At 71.5% G+C, this 15,399-nt stretch carries 15 protein-coding genes and 1 pseudogene; 8 read left to right on the top strand and 8 right to left on the bottom strand.

Translation table 11 applies throughout. The annotated features are described in order from the left end of the window. Positions 1-9 precede the first annotated feature (9 nt). From abc-f to OHB49_RS38345, 3 genes are all read right to left on the bottom strand, one after another. Entirely contained in the window at positions 10-1,659 is a 1,650-nt protein-coding gene (gene abc-f, locus OHB49_RS38355; RefSeq protein ID WP_329165509.1) for a ribosomal protection-like ABC-F family protein, read from the bottom strand. A 334-nt stretch (positions 1,660-1,993) separates the two neighbouring features. After that, positions 1,994-2,935, bottom strand: a complete 942-nt coding sequence (locus OHB49_RS38350; RefSeq protein WP_329165508.1) for a M56 family metallopeptidase — start codon at positions 2,933-2,935, stop codon at positions 1,994-1,996. Further along, on the bottom strand, positions 2,932-3,264 hold the full coding sequence (locus OHB49_RS38345) for a BlaI/MecI/CopY family transcriptional regulator (RefSeq protein WP_052190249.1): 333 nt from the start codon (positions 3,262-3,264) through the stop codon (positions 2,932-2,934). The genes OHB49_RS38350 and OHB49_RS38345 overlap by 4 nt, the downstream gene beginning before the upstream one ends. A gap of 248 nt (positions 3,265-3,512) precedes the next feature. Between OHB49_RS38345 and OHB49_RS38340 the strand changes: the two genes are divergently transcribed. From OHB49_RS38340 to OHB49_RS38325, 4 genes are all read left to right on the top strand, one after another. Beyond that, the gene (locus OHB49_RS38340; RefSeq protein ID WP_030980659.1) at positions 3,513-4,181 is read left to right on the top strand and encodes a DedA family protein; all 669 of its coding nucleotides are present in this window, start codon (positions 3,513-3,515) and stop codon (positions 4,179-4,181) included. Then, positions 4,181-4,783: a phosphatase PAP2 family protein gene (locus tag OHB49_RS38335; RefSeq protein WP_329165507.1), complete on the top strand. Its 603-nt coding sequence runs from the start codon at positions 4,181-4,183 to the stop codon at positions 4,781-4,783. Before OHB49_RS38340 ends, OHB49_RS38335 begins: the two co-directional genes overlap by 1 nt. After that, a complete protein-coding gene (locus OHB49_RS38330; protein ID WP_329165505.1) occupies positions 4,780-5,514 on the top strand; it encodes a phosphatase PAP2 family protein in 735 nt (244 codons plus the stop codon). Before OHB49_RS38335 ends, OHB49_RS38330 begins: the two co-directional genes overlap by 4 nt. 84 nt (positions 5,515-5,598) lie before the next feature. Next, entirely contained in the window at positions 5,599-6,186 is a 588-nt protein-coding gene (locus OHB49_RS38325) for a cysteine hydrolase family protein (protein WP_329165503.1), read from the top strand. Positions 6,187-6,291: 105 nt separating this feature from the next. Here the strand turns inward: OHB49_RS38325 and OHB49_RS38320 are convergent, their stop codons facing one another. The 3 genes from OHB49_RS38320 to OHB49_RS38310 all read right to left on the bottom strand — a co-directional run bounded on the left by OHB49_RS38320 (position 6,292) and on the right by OHB49_RS38310 (position 9,424). Continuing rightward, a complete protein-coding gene (locus OHB49_RS38320) occupies positions 6,292-7,503 on the bottom strand; it encodes a PP2C family protein-serine/threonine phosphatase (protein ID WP_329165502.1) in 1,212 nt (403 codons plus the stop codon). A 236-nt stretch (positions 7,504-7,739) separates the two neighbouring features. Then, positions 7,740-8,504, bottom strand: a complete 765-nt coding sequence (locus OHB49_RS38315; RefSeq protein ID WP_329165500.1) for a GNAT family N-acetyltransferase — start codon at positions 8,502-8,504, stop codon at positions 7,740-7,742. After that, complete coding sequence (locus OHB49_RS38310; protein WP_329165499.1) at positions 8,501-9,424, bottom strand: NADP-dependent oxidoreductase; 924 nt, start codon at positions 9,422-9,424, stop codon at positions 8,501-8,503. The genes OHB49_RS38315 and OHB49_RS38310 overlap by 4 nt, the downstream gene beginning before the upstream one ends. 844 nt (positions 9,425-10,268) lie before the next feature. On the opposite strand from OHB49_RS38310, the gene OHB49_RS45935 reads away from it, so the two are divergent. Continuing rightward, a complete protein-coding gene (locus tag OHB49_RS45935) occupies positions 10,269-10,370 on the top strand; it encodes a putative leader peptide (protein ID WP_354006158.1) in 102 nt (33 codons plus the stop codon). 126 nt (positions 10,371-10,496) lie between these two features. Beyond that, positions 10,497-11,468, top strand: coding sequence for a TauD/TfdA dioxygenase family protein (locus OHB49_RS38305; RefSeq protein WP_329165498.1), 972 nt, complete (start codon positions 10,497-10,499; stop codon positions 11,466-11,468). A 219-nt stretch (positions 11,469-11,687) separates the two neighbouring features. Here OHB49_RS38305 and OHB49_RS38300 read toward each other — a convergent pair whose 3' ends face one another. Beyond that, entirely contained in the window at positions 11,688-13,295 is a 1,608-nt protein-coding gene (locus OHB49_RS38300; protein WP_329166772.1) for a transposase, read from the bottom strand. 193 nt (positions 13,296-13,488) lie between these two features. On the opposite strand from OHB49_RS38300, the pseudogene OHB49_RS38295 reads away from it, so the two are divergent. After that, positions 13,489-13,926: pseudogene (locus tag OHB49_RS38295) on the top strand (sulfite oxidase); the annotation flags it as partial. Between the two features lie 63 nt (positions 13,927-13,989). Then, complete coding sequence (locus tag OHB49_RS38290) at positions 13,990-14,517, top strand: nuclear transport factor 2 family protein (RefSeq protein ID WP_329165497.1); 528 nt, start codon at positions 13,990-13,992, stop codon at positions 14,515-14,517. Here the strand turns inward: OHB49_RS38290 and OHB49_RS38285 are convergent. Next, positions 14,493-15,389 carry an NAD(P)-dependent oxidoreductase gene (locus tag OHB49_RS38285; protein ID WP_329165496.1) on the bottom strand — a complete coding sequence of 299 codons (897 nt, stop codon included), beginning with the start codon at positions 15,387-15,389 and terminating at the stop codon, positions 14,493-14,495. The genes OHB49_RS38290 and OHB49_RS38285 overlap by 25 nt on opposite strands. Positions 15,390-15,399: the final 10 nt, after the last annotated feature.

The raw sequence follows: 15,399 nt of genomic DNA, 5'->3' as shown, positions 1-15,399 counted from the left end.
GCTCGAACTCTATGTGCAGGTCCCGGCGACCGGTCGTCCGGCACGGAGCTCCAGTCTGTCGCCGACGAACCTGCTGCGGAAGCTGCGATCGTGCGACACCACGACCACCGCTCCCGTGTACTGCGCCAGCGCAGCCTCCAGCTCCTCCACCAGGTCGAGCGCGATGTGGTTCGTCGGCTCGTCCAGCACCAGCAGATCGGCCGGGCGGGTGACCAGCCGGGCGATGGCGAGCCGTCGTTGCTGACCGACGGAGAGAGCGGCGACGGGCACCGTCAGGTCCGCCGGCCGGAACAGGCCCAGGGCGAGCAGGTGTTCCGCCCAGGTTTCGGGGTGGCCGGGACGCCCGGCGGCGAAGGTCGCCAGGAGCGTACGGCGGGTCGGCCCGGCGGGAAGTTCCTGCGGGAGGTAGCCGATCCTGGCCCGACGTCGGACCGTGCCGCGGTCGGGGCGGAGGTCTCCGGCCAGGACCCGCAGCAGAGTGGTCTTCCCGGCGCCGTTGGGGCCGGTGACCAGCAGTCGCTGTCCCGCAGTCACCTGCCAGGCAGGCATGTCGAGCCGGTCGCCGACCACGATGGAGTCGAGTTCGGCGAGCGGTCCCTGGTGCGGTTCGCCGTCCGCCGCCACGGTCAGTTCGGCGGTGAAGCGCAGCGGTCGGGGCGGGGCCGGCACGGGTGACCGCCCCAGCTCCTCCAGTCGGGTTCTGGCCGCTCGGACCTGTCCGGACAGCTTGGCCTCGTGCGAGCGGCGGTGTTTGCCCCAGCCCTCGTGGGGGTCCTTTCCGGTGCCGGCCAGCTGTCGGCCCGCCGCGTCGGCGAGTTCCTGGGTACGGGCCAGCTCGTCCAGCCATGCCTGGTGGTCCTGGGCCCAGCGGCGGCGGGCGGCGGCCTTCGCGCTGCGGTAGCCGTCCCAGCCGTCCCCGTAGCGGACGACGCTGCGCAGATCCCGGTCGACCTCCAGGATCACGGTGGTGGTGCGCTCCAGGAAGGCTCGGTCGTGGGTGATGACGACGACGGTTCCGCGGTGGGCGCGCAGGTGGTCCTCGAGCCAGTTGGTGGCATGGAGGTCGAGGTGGTTGGTGGGCTCGTCGAGCAGCAGCAATTCGGGGGCGGAGGCCAGCACGCAGGCGAGTGCGAGCCTGGACTGTTCGCCGCCGGACAGGGTGCCGAGGGAGCGGTCACCGGTGAGGTGGCCGATCCCGAGCCCGTGCAGTGCGGCGTCGACCCGGGCTTCGGCCCGGTAGCCGTCGCGTTCCTCATACGCTGTCAACAGGTCGCCGTACGCGGCGAGTTCGGCATCGTCGGGGGTCTCGGACCCGGCCAGTACGGCTTCCGCGGTGCGGATCCGCTGTTCCAGTTCACGCAGCTCGGCGAGTGCCGCGTCGACGGCGTCCTGCACGGTGTGGGCGGCGCCGAGCGCGAGGGTCTGGGAGAGATGGCCGATGCCGGCGTGGAACCGGACGGTGACGTCGCCGGTGTCCGGCTTCTCGGCCCCGGCCATCAGCCGGAGCAGTGTGGACTTCCCGGAGCCGTTCTCACCGATCACGCCCACGCGGTCGCCGGGGCGGACGGTGAGCGACACCTGGTCGAGGACGGTTCGGTCTCCGTACGCCTTGGAGACGTCCTTCAAGGTCAGTTGGGCGCGATCGTGCTGGACGGGCATGGGTGGGCTTCCCTGAGGTGACGTGCCCTCGACGGCGCACGGAAGGGGCGCTGCGGGGCGGGGGTGTCCGGCGGGCGGAAAGAAGGGATGCGCGGCACGCGCTGGTGACCGTACGGGTCACTCGGCGACGCTCAGCGTCGCGCGGCGGCGTCCATGCCCGGAATCAGCGGAAGAAGTAGTACGAGCCCATGGCGCACAGTGTAACCACGCCGCCGTCGGTTGAGGGCATGGCTCGATGGCAGGCATCGCGCCCTGGACCCCCGGCCGTCGGCGAGGAGTTGCCCCGGCCACACACGGTCGGCGCCCGCAGGAAGGACACCCGCGCCGTGCGGTCTCAGTGCTGCGGGCTCTCGCCCTGCGCCACCTCGATGCTGCTGTGCAGATCATGTGTCGCGTCGAGTGCGGCCGCTCCGGACAGGGCCAGGCACGCCAGCAGTGCCGCCGCGGCCGCACGGCCGACGCGCGGTCGGGGGGTCGCCCGGCCGAGCAGCGCCTCTACCCGGCGCGGTACCGGCCCCGCTGTTGCGGCGAGCGCCACGCGGGGACGGCTCTCGGTTCCTTCGGCAGCGCGCGCGGCGAGCGCGGCTCGGCCGATCGCGCGCGCCGCGACCCGCCGGTCGCCGACCGCCGCGGCGGCCGTCTCGTCGGCGCAGCGCTCCAGCGCGTAGCCCATGGGTGCGCGCAGCGAGCGCAGCGCGGGGTGGCAGAGGGCGGCCAGTTCGACTGCGGCGAGGAAGAGGTGATGGCGACCCGCCAGGTGGGCGCGCTCGTGTGCGAGGAGGGCGTCGCGTTCGGCGGGGTCCAGGGCGCGCAGCATTCCGGTGGTGACGACGATCCGGCCGGGACTGCCCGGGAGCCCGGGCAACGCATAGGCGTCGGGGCGGCTGTCGCGCACAACGGTCAGTTCACCGTCCGAGCCGTCGGCCGGCACGCCTGCGCGATGCAGTTCCGCCCAGTGGCGGCAGGCGGTGCGGGCGACTGCGACGGCGCACGCGGCCAGCAGGGCGACTGCGGCAGCTGCGAGCGGGACGGTCACGTCGGGTGCGACGTCGGCCAGCGGCTTCACGAGTTCGCCGACCGCGGCCACGGCGGAGAGCCGGGTCGCGCCGGGCACCACGAGCAGCACCAGGGCGAGCGTGCTGAACAGGGCGAGGCCGACGGCCGTCGAGGCGAGCAGCCGCACGGCGCGCACGGGTGACAGGGCATCCGCCAGGCGGCGGGCCGCGGGGACCGCGACGAACGGCATCAGCAGCGGAACCCACACGGCGTAGATCATCGGGCGTCTCCGTCGAGCAGCTCCCTGAGCAGCTGCTCGTCCTCGTCGGTGAGCTGCGAGACGAATCGGGCCAGCACGGTGCTGCGGTCCTCCTCCTTCTGCAGTTCGCTGTGCATACGGCGGGCGGTGAGGCCGGGCGCGTCCTCGGTGGGGGTGTATGCGAAGCCCCGCCCCGAACGGGTGCGGGTGACCGTGCCCTTCTCGAACAGCCTGGTCAGGATCGTGGTGACGGTGGTGCGGGCCAGGGGTGCGCCGAGGGCGCCCTGCACCTGACCGGGGGTGAGCGGGGCGTCGGCCGCCCAGAGGGCCGCCAGGACGGTGGATTCCAGCTCCCCGGCCGGGCGTCGCTCCGAACTCGGCGCCGAACCGGGCTCCGGGCCCGCCCCGCCGTGCGGTCGAGGGCTTGTCTCACCGGGCCCGAGCGGGTCCGGATCCCCGCTCGATATCCCCTGCGCCTGGGACATGGGAACTCTCCTCCCGGTTCGGGCGTCTACAGTGATGTAGACCGTCTACACCACTGTAGTCAGTCGGGCGTCCCGCCGGACCGCCCGCTCACCATTATGGGAGGCCCTCCGCCGTGTCCGTATTCTCACTGGCGGCCGCGCCGCAAGCGGTGAACCTGCTGGACGCGGGGTCACTGCTCGCCGCGTTCGGCGTACTCGGCATCGCGGCCGTGCTGTTCGCCGAAACAGGGCTGCTTGTCGGCTTCTTCCTCCCCGGCGACTCCCTGCTGTTCACCGCGGGACTGCTCAGTGTGCCCGGCACACACGGCCCGGTCCATCTCGCCCTGTCCCAGGTGCTCATCGCTTCCGTGATCGGCGCGCTGCTCGGCGCACAGACCGGATACTGGATCGGCCGCCGCGGCGGCCGCGCCCTGCTGGCCCGGAGCCGGGCCAAGAGGCTGCACGAGGGCGCGAACCGCGCGGAGGAACTGCTCGACAGATACGGCCATGCGCGCGCGATCGTGCTGGCCCGCTTCGTCCCCGTGGTGCGTACGGTGCTCAACCCCCTGGCCGGGGCGCTCAACGTGCCGGCCAGGCAGTTCACGCTCTGGCAGATCGTCGGCGGAACGATCTGGACGGTCGGGCTGGTGCTCGCGGGCTACGGGCTGGGGTCGTCGGTGCCGAATGTCGACCGCTACCTACTGCCGATCGTCGCCGTCGTGGTCGTCGTCTCCCTCATCCCCCTCGCTGCCGAACTGCTGCGCTCGCGCGGCAGGCGCGCCGTCGAAGGAGACCGGAGCTGATGCTGCTCGCCTCGGCCGCCACCTCGCTCGACGGTGGCCTCTACACCTCGATCACCGAACTCGCACGGCGCTCCCCCGCCGCTCTGGACTCCACGATCCACGCCTGGTCGGACTACGGCCTCGGGCTCTACGCCCTGCTGATGCTCGCGGCCTGGTGGCGGTCCCGCGCCTGGGACCCGGCCCGCGCGGCCATGGCGCTCTGTGCGCCCCTGATCGTGTTGGCCGCCTACGGGGCCAACGATCTGCTGAAGCTCGCCGTCCATGAACAGCGGCCGTGCCGGACCCTGCATGCGGTCACCGTGGAGGTGTGCCCGCCGCTGGGCGACTGGTCCTTCCCCAGCAATCACGCCGCCATCGCGGCAGCCGCAATGGTCGCGATCCTGCTGGCCGACCGTCGGCTCGGTGCGGTCGCCGTGCCTGCGGCGCTGCTGATGGCGGTGTCAAGGGTCTGGGTCGGTGTGCACTATCCGCACGATGTGCTCATCGGGCTGGTCACCGGCGCGCTCGTAGCCCTGCCGCTGACAGTCGCCGCCCGGCGCTGCGCTCCGGCCGTCGCACGGCTGCGCGACAGCCGGCTGCGTCCGCTGGTGGCGGCGCGATGAGCGGGGAGACCTCGGCGATGGAGCAGACACGGTTCGCCGAGGGTCCGGTCGCACCTCGCATCCGTACGGCGCTCGGGGCCGTACTGATCGGGGTCGTCGGACTCCTGGGCCTGACGGCGGTGGTCCTCACAGCCCGGCACGGATCGGTCCTGCCGATCGACCGGGCCGCACACACCTGGTCCCTGCACCATCGGCCCGCCGCTCTCGTCACCGTGGCCAGGGTTGTCACGGCGACGGGTACGGGCGCGTTCCCGTACGCCGCCGCCGTGGCCGCCGGGCTGACCGCCGGCCGGGACATGCGCCACCGCCTGGCGTACGCGGCAGGCGCCCTGGCCTTCCTGCTGCTCGGGCAGGCACTGCGCTTCGGCCTGATGGAATCGATCGGACGCCCCCGCCCGGCGGTGGGCGACTGGGCGACGCACGCCTCGGGGTTCGCCTTCCCGTCCGGGCACGCGACGACGTCCGCGCTGATGGCAGGTCTGCTGGTGGCAGCAATCGGTCACCGGGCGCGGTTGCGCCGGGCCCGCGCCGCTACCTCCGGCAGAAGCATTGGCACCGCCGCCGTAGCCGTCCTGCTCGGCTGCTGGGCCGCAGCCGTCGGGATGAGCCGGGTTCTACTCGGAGTGCACTGGGTGACGGATGTGGTGGCAGGGTGGCTGTTCGCCGCCGTCTGGCTCGGGCTCGGCGCCGCGCTGATACGGATACGCGCGGCGCCGCCCGCATCCCGCTGACGGCCGGATGCCCCGAGGCAGGTCCAGGTGGGCCGTTTCTCCGGGATCACCTCGCTGCCCGGAGGAGGCCGCTAGCGTGGGCCCATGCCGTACGCCTCCGCGCTCCTCGTGATCGACATGCAGAACACCTTGGTGGCGATCGCGTACCGGGCCGCGGAGACCGTCACCGTGATCGGCGGGCTCCGCGAACGCGCCAGAGCCGCCGGCGTACCGATCGTGACGATTCAGCACCGGGGCAACGCGATGGAGGCCGGCACCGAGGGCTGGCAGATCGTGCCCGAACTCGCGCCCGCCGCCGACGAGGAGGTCGTCCACAAGACCAGCGCGGACAGCTTCCTGGACACCGATCTCGACAAGACCCTCACGGCTCTGGGAGTCACCGAGGTGGTCGTCACCGGGTTCGCGACCGAGATCTGCGTGGACACCACGGCGCGGCAGGCGCTGAGCCACCGGTACGACGTGGTGCTGGTCGCCGACGGGCACACCACGTCCGTCCGCCCCGGCTCCGGCGATTACGTCCGGCCGGGGCGGTCGATCGCGCACCACAACGAGATCTACCGGCACATCGACTTCCCCGGGCGGAACATCCGCGTGCTCCCCGCGTCCGAAGTGGAGTTCGCCGGCCCTTCAGCGCTCCGAGTACGGGACGGATCTGTGGACGCCTCGCCGTGACTCGGTACGCCGGCGACAAGCTCGTTCCTCGGCACCGACGGAAGCGGAAGACCCCGCTGAGGTGGATGGCGACGCCCCGGATGGAGGCCAGGGGACGCCCGTTGCCTATCGTTCGCCGAATGCCTGCGCGGCACGCGGCGCGCCCTCGCCGGCCAGTACGGGGCTGCGACTCCCGGCCGGCGCCCTGCGCAGCGCGAGCACCGCGATGTCGTCGCGTCGTACGCCGCCGGTGAAGGCGTCGAGGTCCGCGTGGAGGGCGTCCAGCACCTCGCGCGACCCGCTCCCTGCCCAGCGGCCGAGCCGGGTGTCCAGCGGGTAGAAGGTGCCGACGGCGTTGCGGGCCTCGGTCACTCCGTCGGTGAAGACCAGGAGCGTCGCACCGGACGGGAAGTCGAGCTGTTCCGCCACCCGCGGCTCGCTGCTGAGCTCGGCCATACCCAGCGGGACGGACGTCTGCCGGAGCGGCACCGGGGCGGCCGCACCGTCATGCAGCAGCCGGGGCGGCAGATGGCCGCAGTTCACCGCCTGCACCTGGTCGCCGTCGTCGATGCCGAGGATCAGGGCGGTGACGAAACGTTCGGTCTCACCGGTCTGGGCGGAGAAGGTGTTGTGGCGGACGACCGCGTCCTCCAGGGCGTCCACCACCCCGGTCAGGGTGGGCTCGCGGATGGCCGCCTCCCGGAACGCGCCGAGTGCGGCGAACCCCGCTCCGATGGCCGCGATCCCCTTGCCCTGGACATCGCCGATGATTATCCGTGTCCCGTACGGCGATTCGACGACCTCGTAGATGTCGCCGCCGACCAGCCGGTCCTCCTCGATCGGGGCATAGAGCCCGTGGACGACGACATGGCCGGTCAGGACGGGCAGCGGGCGCAGGATCTGCCGCTGGAGAGCGACCGCCGCGGTGCGCAGTCTGGCGATCTCGGTGGCGTGACGGATCCGCAGCACGCAGGAACCGACGCCCAGGCCACACGCCAGCACAGTGAAGACGACACCGCTGGCAAGATCCCAGAAGGACCCGCCGGACACCAGCCTGGAAGTGACGACGACGGCCATGATCCAGGTGGCGACGCCCACCGTCTGCCGGATGGTGCCGAAGACCGAGACAAATGCCGGCACGACGACCAGCAGAGGCACGATGCGCAGGTCGTTGCCGGTCATCACGTCGAGGACGACGATCACAGCGGTCAGCAGAGCCAGGCCGCCGAACAACGCCGCGTTCCCGACCCGGGCCGCGGAGGCCTCGGCTTCCCCTGCATCGGTCACCGGCAGCACCGCACTGCGTACGGCCGCGGAGCGCTGGAGCCCGATCGTCACTGCACTGCCTCCTCCTGAAGGCGCCGGAGAGTTCCGGCACTCACCTTCCAGTGCACCCGGAATCCGGCGTTCGGCACACGAGGCTTACGGCCTCATGGGCCGTGCCGAAAGTCCCGGGGCGGGGCGGACCGACGGCCTTCGGTCCGGAAGCCCCGGGCCGAAGGTCCCTTCCTTCCGCCCGGGACTTCCGGAGCCGGGACTGCAACCGCAGGAGCCGGGAGAGAGGCGGCTCGACGTCAGCGCAGCGCCTCCGCCCGCGCGTCGTCCGCGCCGCGGGTCCGGTCGGACACCGACAGGTCCGGCGGTACGACGACGGAGAGAAACGATGTCCGGCGCCGGAGCCGGAAGCCCAGCGATTCGTAGAGCCTGATGGCGCTGGTGTTGGCCGCCGACGCGTGCAGGAACGGCGTTTCGCCGCGCTCCCTGATCTCGTGGGCGACGGCGAGGACGAGCCGGGTGGCGAGCCCTTGGCCGCGCACGGTTTCGTCCGTGCAGACGCCGCTGATCTCGCTCCACCCCGTCGGGTGGAGCCGTTCCCCGGCCATGGCGACGAGGGCCCCGCCGCGGCGGACACCCAGGTAGGTGCCGAGCTCGACAGTGCGCGGCAGGAACGGCCCGGGGCGGGTCCGTGCCACCAGGTCGAGCATCTCCGGCACATCGGCCGGACCGAGGCGGACGGCTTCCGGATCAGGGGCCGCTGCCACGCCGTCGTCGACGAGCTGGACGCCCTCCGCGCGGAAGGTGACCTCCCAGTCACCGGGCGGCGGCTCACGCAGCGCCGTAAGGGTGACGGACGCTCCGGGGCCGGCGAGCGCGGCGACGTCGGCCCAGTCCTCCGCGTCCGGGAGGTCCGGCAGCGCGAGCCAGGGCGAGACGTCGGTCGGATAGCGCAGAACGCGGCCCGAACGCTCGGCGAAATGGGCGTGCGGTCCGGTCAGCGAGGCGCGGGCCGGGTTGTCCAGCGGGTGCGCCCCGGGGACGGTGGGGTGCGCGGCGCTCATACAGCGGCCACCTCGATCACGATCTTGCCGCGGGTGTGTCCGCTCTCCACCGCGCGCAGCGCCGCGGCAGCTTCGGCAAGCGGGTAAGTCTGTGTCACGTACGTCCTGAAGGCACCGCTGACGGCGAGGCGGGCCACTTCGTCGAGGACGGCGGAGGTACGGGCCCGGACGACGGCTGCTCCGCCGAGTTCCACGGCGAGCGGCTTGCCCCCTGCGCTGATCAGCCGCTTCCGGTCCGTGAGCAGCTCCGCGACGGCGCGCAGGGCGTCACCGCCGACCAGGTCGTAGACCGCGTCGACCCCGTCCGGGGCCACTGCCCGCACGCGGTCGACGACGCCGGGTCCCGACGGTACGTGGACGGCGCCGAGCGACTCGACGAAGTCCTTCTTGGCCTCGCTCGACGTACCGATGACCCGGACCCCGAAGTGGCGTGCGAGCTGGACCGCGGCCACACCGACGCCGCCTCCGGCGCCGTTGACCAGCAGGGTCGATCCGGGCGCGGGGTCCAGCTGGCGAATGCCGTCGTACGCGGTGGCCGCCGCGACCGGCAGCGCGGCCGCATCGGTGAACGACAGGCCTTCCGGCTTGTGCGCGGTGACCGCGACGGGCAGCAGCGTGTACTCGGCGTAACCGCCGGTCAGCGGGTTGCCGAAGACTGCGTCCCCGACTTCGAACCCTTCGACACCAGGGCCGACCTGCTCGACCACCCCGGCCGCTTCACTGCCGAACACGGCGGGATATTGCGGCGGTGCGCTGCCGGGCCTGGTGTATCCGTTGCGCAGTTTCGAGTCGACCGGGTTGACCCCGGCGGCACGGACCGCGACGAGCAGCTCCCCGGGCCCGGGGGTCGGCGCCTCCTGCTCGACGAAGGCTTCCACCTCCGGTCCGCCGCTGCGGGTGAATACGTACGCCTTCGGCATGAGCTCCCTCGCTCCGGTTCATGGCATCGGCCACCTCGGCAGCCGCTACCGGCCACAAGTGCAAGAGCTCCATGCGGCATGCATGTATTCCCGGGCGGTGGACTGTTCACAAGGGCGCAATGAATCCAGGTCGGGCCGGGTACGCAGCGATCGGCCCGCCCGGCCGCCGTCCACGGTCAATCTGCGGTTCGCCGGCCATGAGCTGGGCCGTATCGAGCTCTACCGGACCCGACTGCACCCGCACGCACGGAGCCTGGTCAGCTCGCACGGCGCGGACTCGGTGGAGTGCGCACCGGTGATGTCAGGCCATGCGATGCCGATGGTGGACGACGTCCCTCATCCCCTGGAGACGGGGGACGCGGCCCGCTTCCCCGGGCTCAGCAGCCACCACCGCACGACGCGGGACTCCCCCCGCCGTCACGCACACCCTCGCCGGATACTCGCGCCACTGACGGCGCCCACCATCCGGCCCGGGATCGATTTCCACTCAACTGCCCACGGCCACGTGCCGGTCGGGCCCCATTCGGTCGCCGCCTGTGGCAGGCTGGTGCCGACCGCCCCACCGGGCTCCCCCGTACCGGTGGGGCGGTTCCGTGCGGCTCCTGTCGCCGCCCCCTCCCCCACATTGCGGCCTGATGAAATCAGACGGGCCCCCGGGCGCCCGCCGCCGCATGCCAGCCGGCCTCCGCGCACCCCTGCGACTGGAGATGACTGTGCAGTTCAGAGGCCATGTGGGTGGCTGCAGGGCAGTGGGGTGACCGCCGTCTGCTCCGGACCCTGGGGCCTCTCCGCGGACAGCGCAGCCGGAGTTGACGGCCTCCGGAGCCGCTGACACGCTCGCGGCATGTCCGCGACCTCGACTCTCGTCTCGCGGCGCCACGTCGATCTGGGACGCGTAGCGTCCGCGGCGTGTAGCCGCGCTCTCCGCTGCGACCAGCTCCGCTGAACAGCTGACACACGCACGCACGTTGCCGCAGCGACGATTCCCACCCGGGCACCGCCGATGCACGGCCGTGCCCGCGCCGGCCCGTCACTCCCAGACACACCAATTCCGTACGGAAAGGGCTCCGCCATGACCTCCGCACCCGTCGTCGACCCGACCCACGACACCACCGCCGTCGCCACCACCCCCGTCACCGTCCAGAAGATCGGCGGGCGCATCGGAGCCGTCGTGTCCGGCGTCCGTCTCGGCGGCGATCTCGAACCCGCCGTCGTGGCAGCCGTACGCGCTGCGGCACTTGAGCACAAGGTGGTCTTCTTCCGCGGCCAGGACAACCTGGACGGGGAGAGCCACGAGGCGTTCGGACGGCTCCTCGGTACCCCGGTCGCCCACCCGACCGTCCCGTCCGCCGACGGCCGCTACGCGCTCGGCATCGACTCCGACCACGGCGGCCGGGCCAACCAGTGGCACACCGACGTCACCTTCGTGCCCGCCTACCCGGCGTTCTCCATCCTGCGGGCCGTGACCATTCCGCCGTACGGTGGCAACACCCTGTGGTCCAACACGGCAGCCGCCTACGCCGAACTGCCCGAGCCGCTGCGCGCCCTCGCCGACAGCCTCCGGGCGATCCACTCCAACGACTACGACTACGCGGCGGTGCGCCCGGACGCCCGGCCCGAGGCGTTCGCCAAATACCGCGAGGTGTTCACCTCCACCAAGTTCCGGACGGAGCATCCGGTGGTGCGCGTCCACCCCGAGACCGGCGAACGGGTGCTGCTCCTCGGAAACTTCGTCCAGCGGATCGCCGGGCTCACCGGCCGTGACTCCCGGGCCCTGATCGATCTGTTCCAGTCCCACATCGAGCGTCCGGAGAACACCGTGCGCTGGCAGTGGCAGACGGGTGATGTGGCCATCTGGGACAACCGCGCCACCCAGCACTACGGCGTGGACGACTCCGGCACGCACGACCGCAAACTGCGCCGGGTCACCGTCGACGGCGATGTCCCGATCGGTACGGACGGTCGCCCGTCCGTCCTGATCAGCCCCGACGCCGTGCCGGCCCCGGTCTTCGGGATCCCGTCCGGCGCTTCCACGGCCGCCTGACCGGACCGCCGCGCCACTCCCTCAACTGCCTTCTGTTGCAGGGGTATTGCAGCCTCATGGCCATGCCGAAGGCAAGCTTCCGCACCCGCGCGACGCGCTCTACGGGTCCGTAGTCAGTGCGTCACCCTCTGCCCTTCACCGTACTTCCGCCACAGATCTACCGTGCGAGGAACGTCATGAGCCAGCTCATCGACTCCGCCACCGCAGGACACACCGTTCCTAACCAGTGTGCGTAAATGAGTCTTGGACCCACTGCTGCGTGCTGGGTGCATCCCGAACGGTTTTGGATGCACTGGGTTCCCGCTTTCGCTTCCCGCTCGGCGGCACGCCTCCAGGGGCGTGGTCCGTTGCGGGTGGGCGGGTTCCGTCACGCCCTTGGTCACCTGATCCGGCCTGGGCGGTCCGATGCCCCGCACGATCACTCCGGTCGTGTGGGGGCGGTGCCGTCCGACGCCGGACCGGGTGTCCGAGGGCGCGTCTCCCGATCGCGATACCGGCGGCATCGTGACGGGACATCTTCCGGCGTGGGGTGGCCAGCGGTTTCTGCCAGTATTGAGCACCCCACGTGCTGGTGTAGGCGGGATCGACCGGGACAATCACAAGACCCTGTTCGGCGGCCATGGAGATCAGCCTGGCCTTGAGTTTGCCGGTGGGCATGCCGGAGATCAGCTGCCGGAACCGCTTCCGACGGCCATGCTTCTCGCGGGTCTTTTCGTTGGTGAAGTCGAGGTCTTCGATGCCGATCGCGGCGACACCGACACGCTGCGCCCAGTTGATCAGGCGGGTCAGGGCGTGGCGGATCTGTGCGTCTCGGTGGCCGGCGGTCCCGGACAGGTCGTAAGGGAAGCGGTGCGGGTCACCGATGGGGTTGCCGTGACGGTCGAGCCGGTAGGCGGCGAAGTGGTCTGTGTTGGTATCCACGCCGATCATGCCCCGGGCGCGGGCGGTCTCCAACGGGATGGTCCGGATAACCGGGCGTTGCCAGGATGCGGTCAGGTACCAGCGGCCTCGCTCCACGTCGAGGTGGATGCGATAGGCCACGGCCCGGTTCGCCGTTATGCGGTCGGCCCACTCCGCACCCCGATGCGCGAACCCGATACGGCCGGTGAGGACGTACCGGCCGTGCTGGGCGTTGGCCATGTGCACGAGCGGAACGGGCAGCTTGACGGACACTTCGCCGTCCGGGGTGACGCGGATCGTCTCGTTCCCGAACCGTTTGCCCGACTCACCGTCGGCAGCGATGAACCAGCGTTCCGCCTCCCACCGTTCCCGCCACCGGCCTTCGGTAAGCTGGGCCTCAGCGAGGTGGTGGCGGGTGTTGAGGAGACGTCTACCGCCCCGCACCACCCGGACCCGTCCGGCCTGCCACTCGGCGACAGCAGAGGCGTGCCGGTCTTCCAGTGCCGCGAGGCGGCGGGACTTGCGGAACCACTCACCCTTGGACCGGTAGCCGCCCGCAGCCCGCTTCGTCCCGGGCGCCCCGAGCGGGAGGGACAGGCGGTGCCGCAACATCCTGATCCCGGCATCCAGGTTCTGGATCTGCGCGGCCTGGCAACGGCGCGCCAGCGCCCACTGATCATGCGTGGTCTTCGTGATCGCACCCGCGATCCGCGACGACGACACCCCGGTCAGCCCCCGCTTACGCGACGCCCAGGTGTCCGCATCGTGCTCCAGACCATCCGCACAACGGGCCTTGAGATCACCGGAAGCAAGCGCACCCTGATGCGCACCGACCGCACGCAGCACCCCCTCGTCCTCGGGCGTGAGGCGCTTGAGACGGTCCCGGACCGCCACCCCGCAAGGCCCGGACACCACGAACGGGGCCATCAGCTTCCGTAAACCACCCAAACCACCCACCACATCACCCCCTCAAGGCCGGACACCCGCTATCCAGCCCAACGAGCAGCGGCCGTCAAGGTCACCCATTCGACCCCAGAATCCCTGTTCCCGCCCCCGCAATCCCACCGACAGAACTCACTCCCACTCACCACCACTCACTTCAGCTCAGTAGACCGACAGCAGCTCACAACCCCTGCTCTCCCCGTGGAACACCGGTCTCTACCGGCTGTTCGGCCCCGCGTACCCGCCGGAGGGCAGCGCGCCGCTGACCCGGCAGACGCTGAAGAGCGCGTTCGAGCTGTCACCCGGCGTGTCGGTGCCCGTGCATCGGCGTCAGGTGCTCACGGGACGTTCCTGGTCTGGCGGGGCCCCGGTGCGTACCGTCGAGGTCAGCACCGACGGCGGCGCCCGGTGGCGACGCGCCCGGCTGCGCGACGAGCCCCGCAGCGGAAGCTGGGTCCGCTGGTCGGCCGACTGGCTGCCGAAGGAGCGTGGTCCGGCGGTCCTGCTGGCGCGGGCGACGGACCGGACGGGTCGTACGCAGCCGGACGTCGCGGTCCACAACGCGCAGGGCTATCTCTTCGACGCGGTCGTACGGCACGGGGTACACGTCGTCTGACGGGCCGGGCGGCCGGCGGTAATGCTCTGGCACGGCGGTGACCGGTACTGATAGGACTTCGGGATGTCGAACAACTCCCGCGCATCCCTTGATCAGTTGGAACTTCTGCTCGCCGAGCGGGCCTGCGAACGTCTCGTCATCGAGTTCGTCCGCCGGCTCGACCTCGGAGAACCGGGCACGGTCGCCGAGCTGTTCACCGCCGACGGCTCATGGGAATGGCCCGGCGGCGAGCGTCGCATCGTGGGGCGCGAGGCGCTGCGTGACTATTTCGGTGGCCGGCCGGCGGACCGGCTGTCACGGCGGATGTGCACGAACATCCTCGTCACGGTGGACTCGGCGTCCACCGCGTCGTCGACGACGTACTTCGCGACCTATCGGATCGACGGCAGGAGCGACAGTCTGCCGTCGCCCCGGCTGCCCGCCAACATCGGGCATTACGAGGACACGTTCCGCAAGGTCGACGGGGTCTGGCTGCTCGCCTCACGCACCACGATCCTCGCTTTCGGCGGGGCCACGGAGCGCGTGGCCCCGGCTCCCGCCGCGGCCGTCGACGGTCAGTCGCCGGCCTACTCCGGCGGACGGCCCGCGTAGTAGGTGGCGATCATGTCCTCGCCGCCGTGGCCGGCCGCCTCCGCGCGCTCGAACCGGTCGGCCGAAGCGGCGACCAGGTCCAGGATCACCCCGGACCGTCCGGCGGCCTCGAGGATGAGGCGGGTGTCCTTGAGCGCGGTGGACAGGGCGAAGCTGGGGGTGAGGTCGCCGGAGAGTACCGCCGCGGACTTGCCCTGGAGGTAGGCGGAGTCCAGCGGGCCGCCCTTCATCACGTCGAGGAACGTCTGCGGGTCGATGTCCAGTCCCTCGGCAAGATTGAGGCATTCGGCGATGCTGCCCACCATGTTGATCACCCAGGCGTTGACCACGAGCTTCAGTCGCGAGGCCTCACCGGGTGCCTCGCCGACCCAGATCGTGCGCTGCCCGATCGCATCCAGCACCGGGTCCACCGACGGCCGGACGGCGGACGGGCCGGAGACGAGGACCGTCAACGCGCCCTGTTCCGCGGGCTGCTTGGTGCCGGCGACCGGGGCGTCGAGATAGACGAGTCCCAAGTCCGCCGCCCGTTGGGCGAGATCAGCGGTGGCGTCGGGTCCGACGGTGGAGCTCTGCAGCAGGATCTGACCGCCGTGCACGCCCGACGCGGCAGCGGTGAGCGCGGCGGCGACGGACAGGCCGTCGTTGAGCATGGTCACGATGACATCCGCGCCCCGTACGGCTTCCTCCGCCGTCTCGGTGACCGTGGCGCCGTCGGCGGCGAGAGGAGCCGCCTTGGACTGCGTACGGTTCCAGACGCGGACGCCGAGTCCCGTCCGGAGCAGGCTCCGCGCCATCCCTGATCCCATGATCCCGGTACCGAGGACGGCCACGGTCGGCCGCTTGCGGGTGACGTGGACAGGTGTGGACGTCATGAGAGCGTGG

Origin of the sequence: Streptomyces sp. NBC_01717 (assembly GCF_036248255.1) — a bacterium.
GTDB lineage: Bacteria > Actinomycetota > Actinomycetes > Streptomycetales > Streptomycetaceae > Streptomyces.
This window is presented reverse-complemented; position numbering and strand designations above follow the sequence as displayed.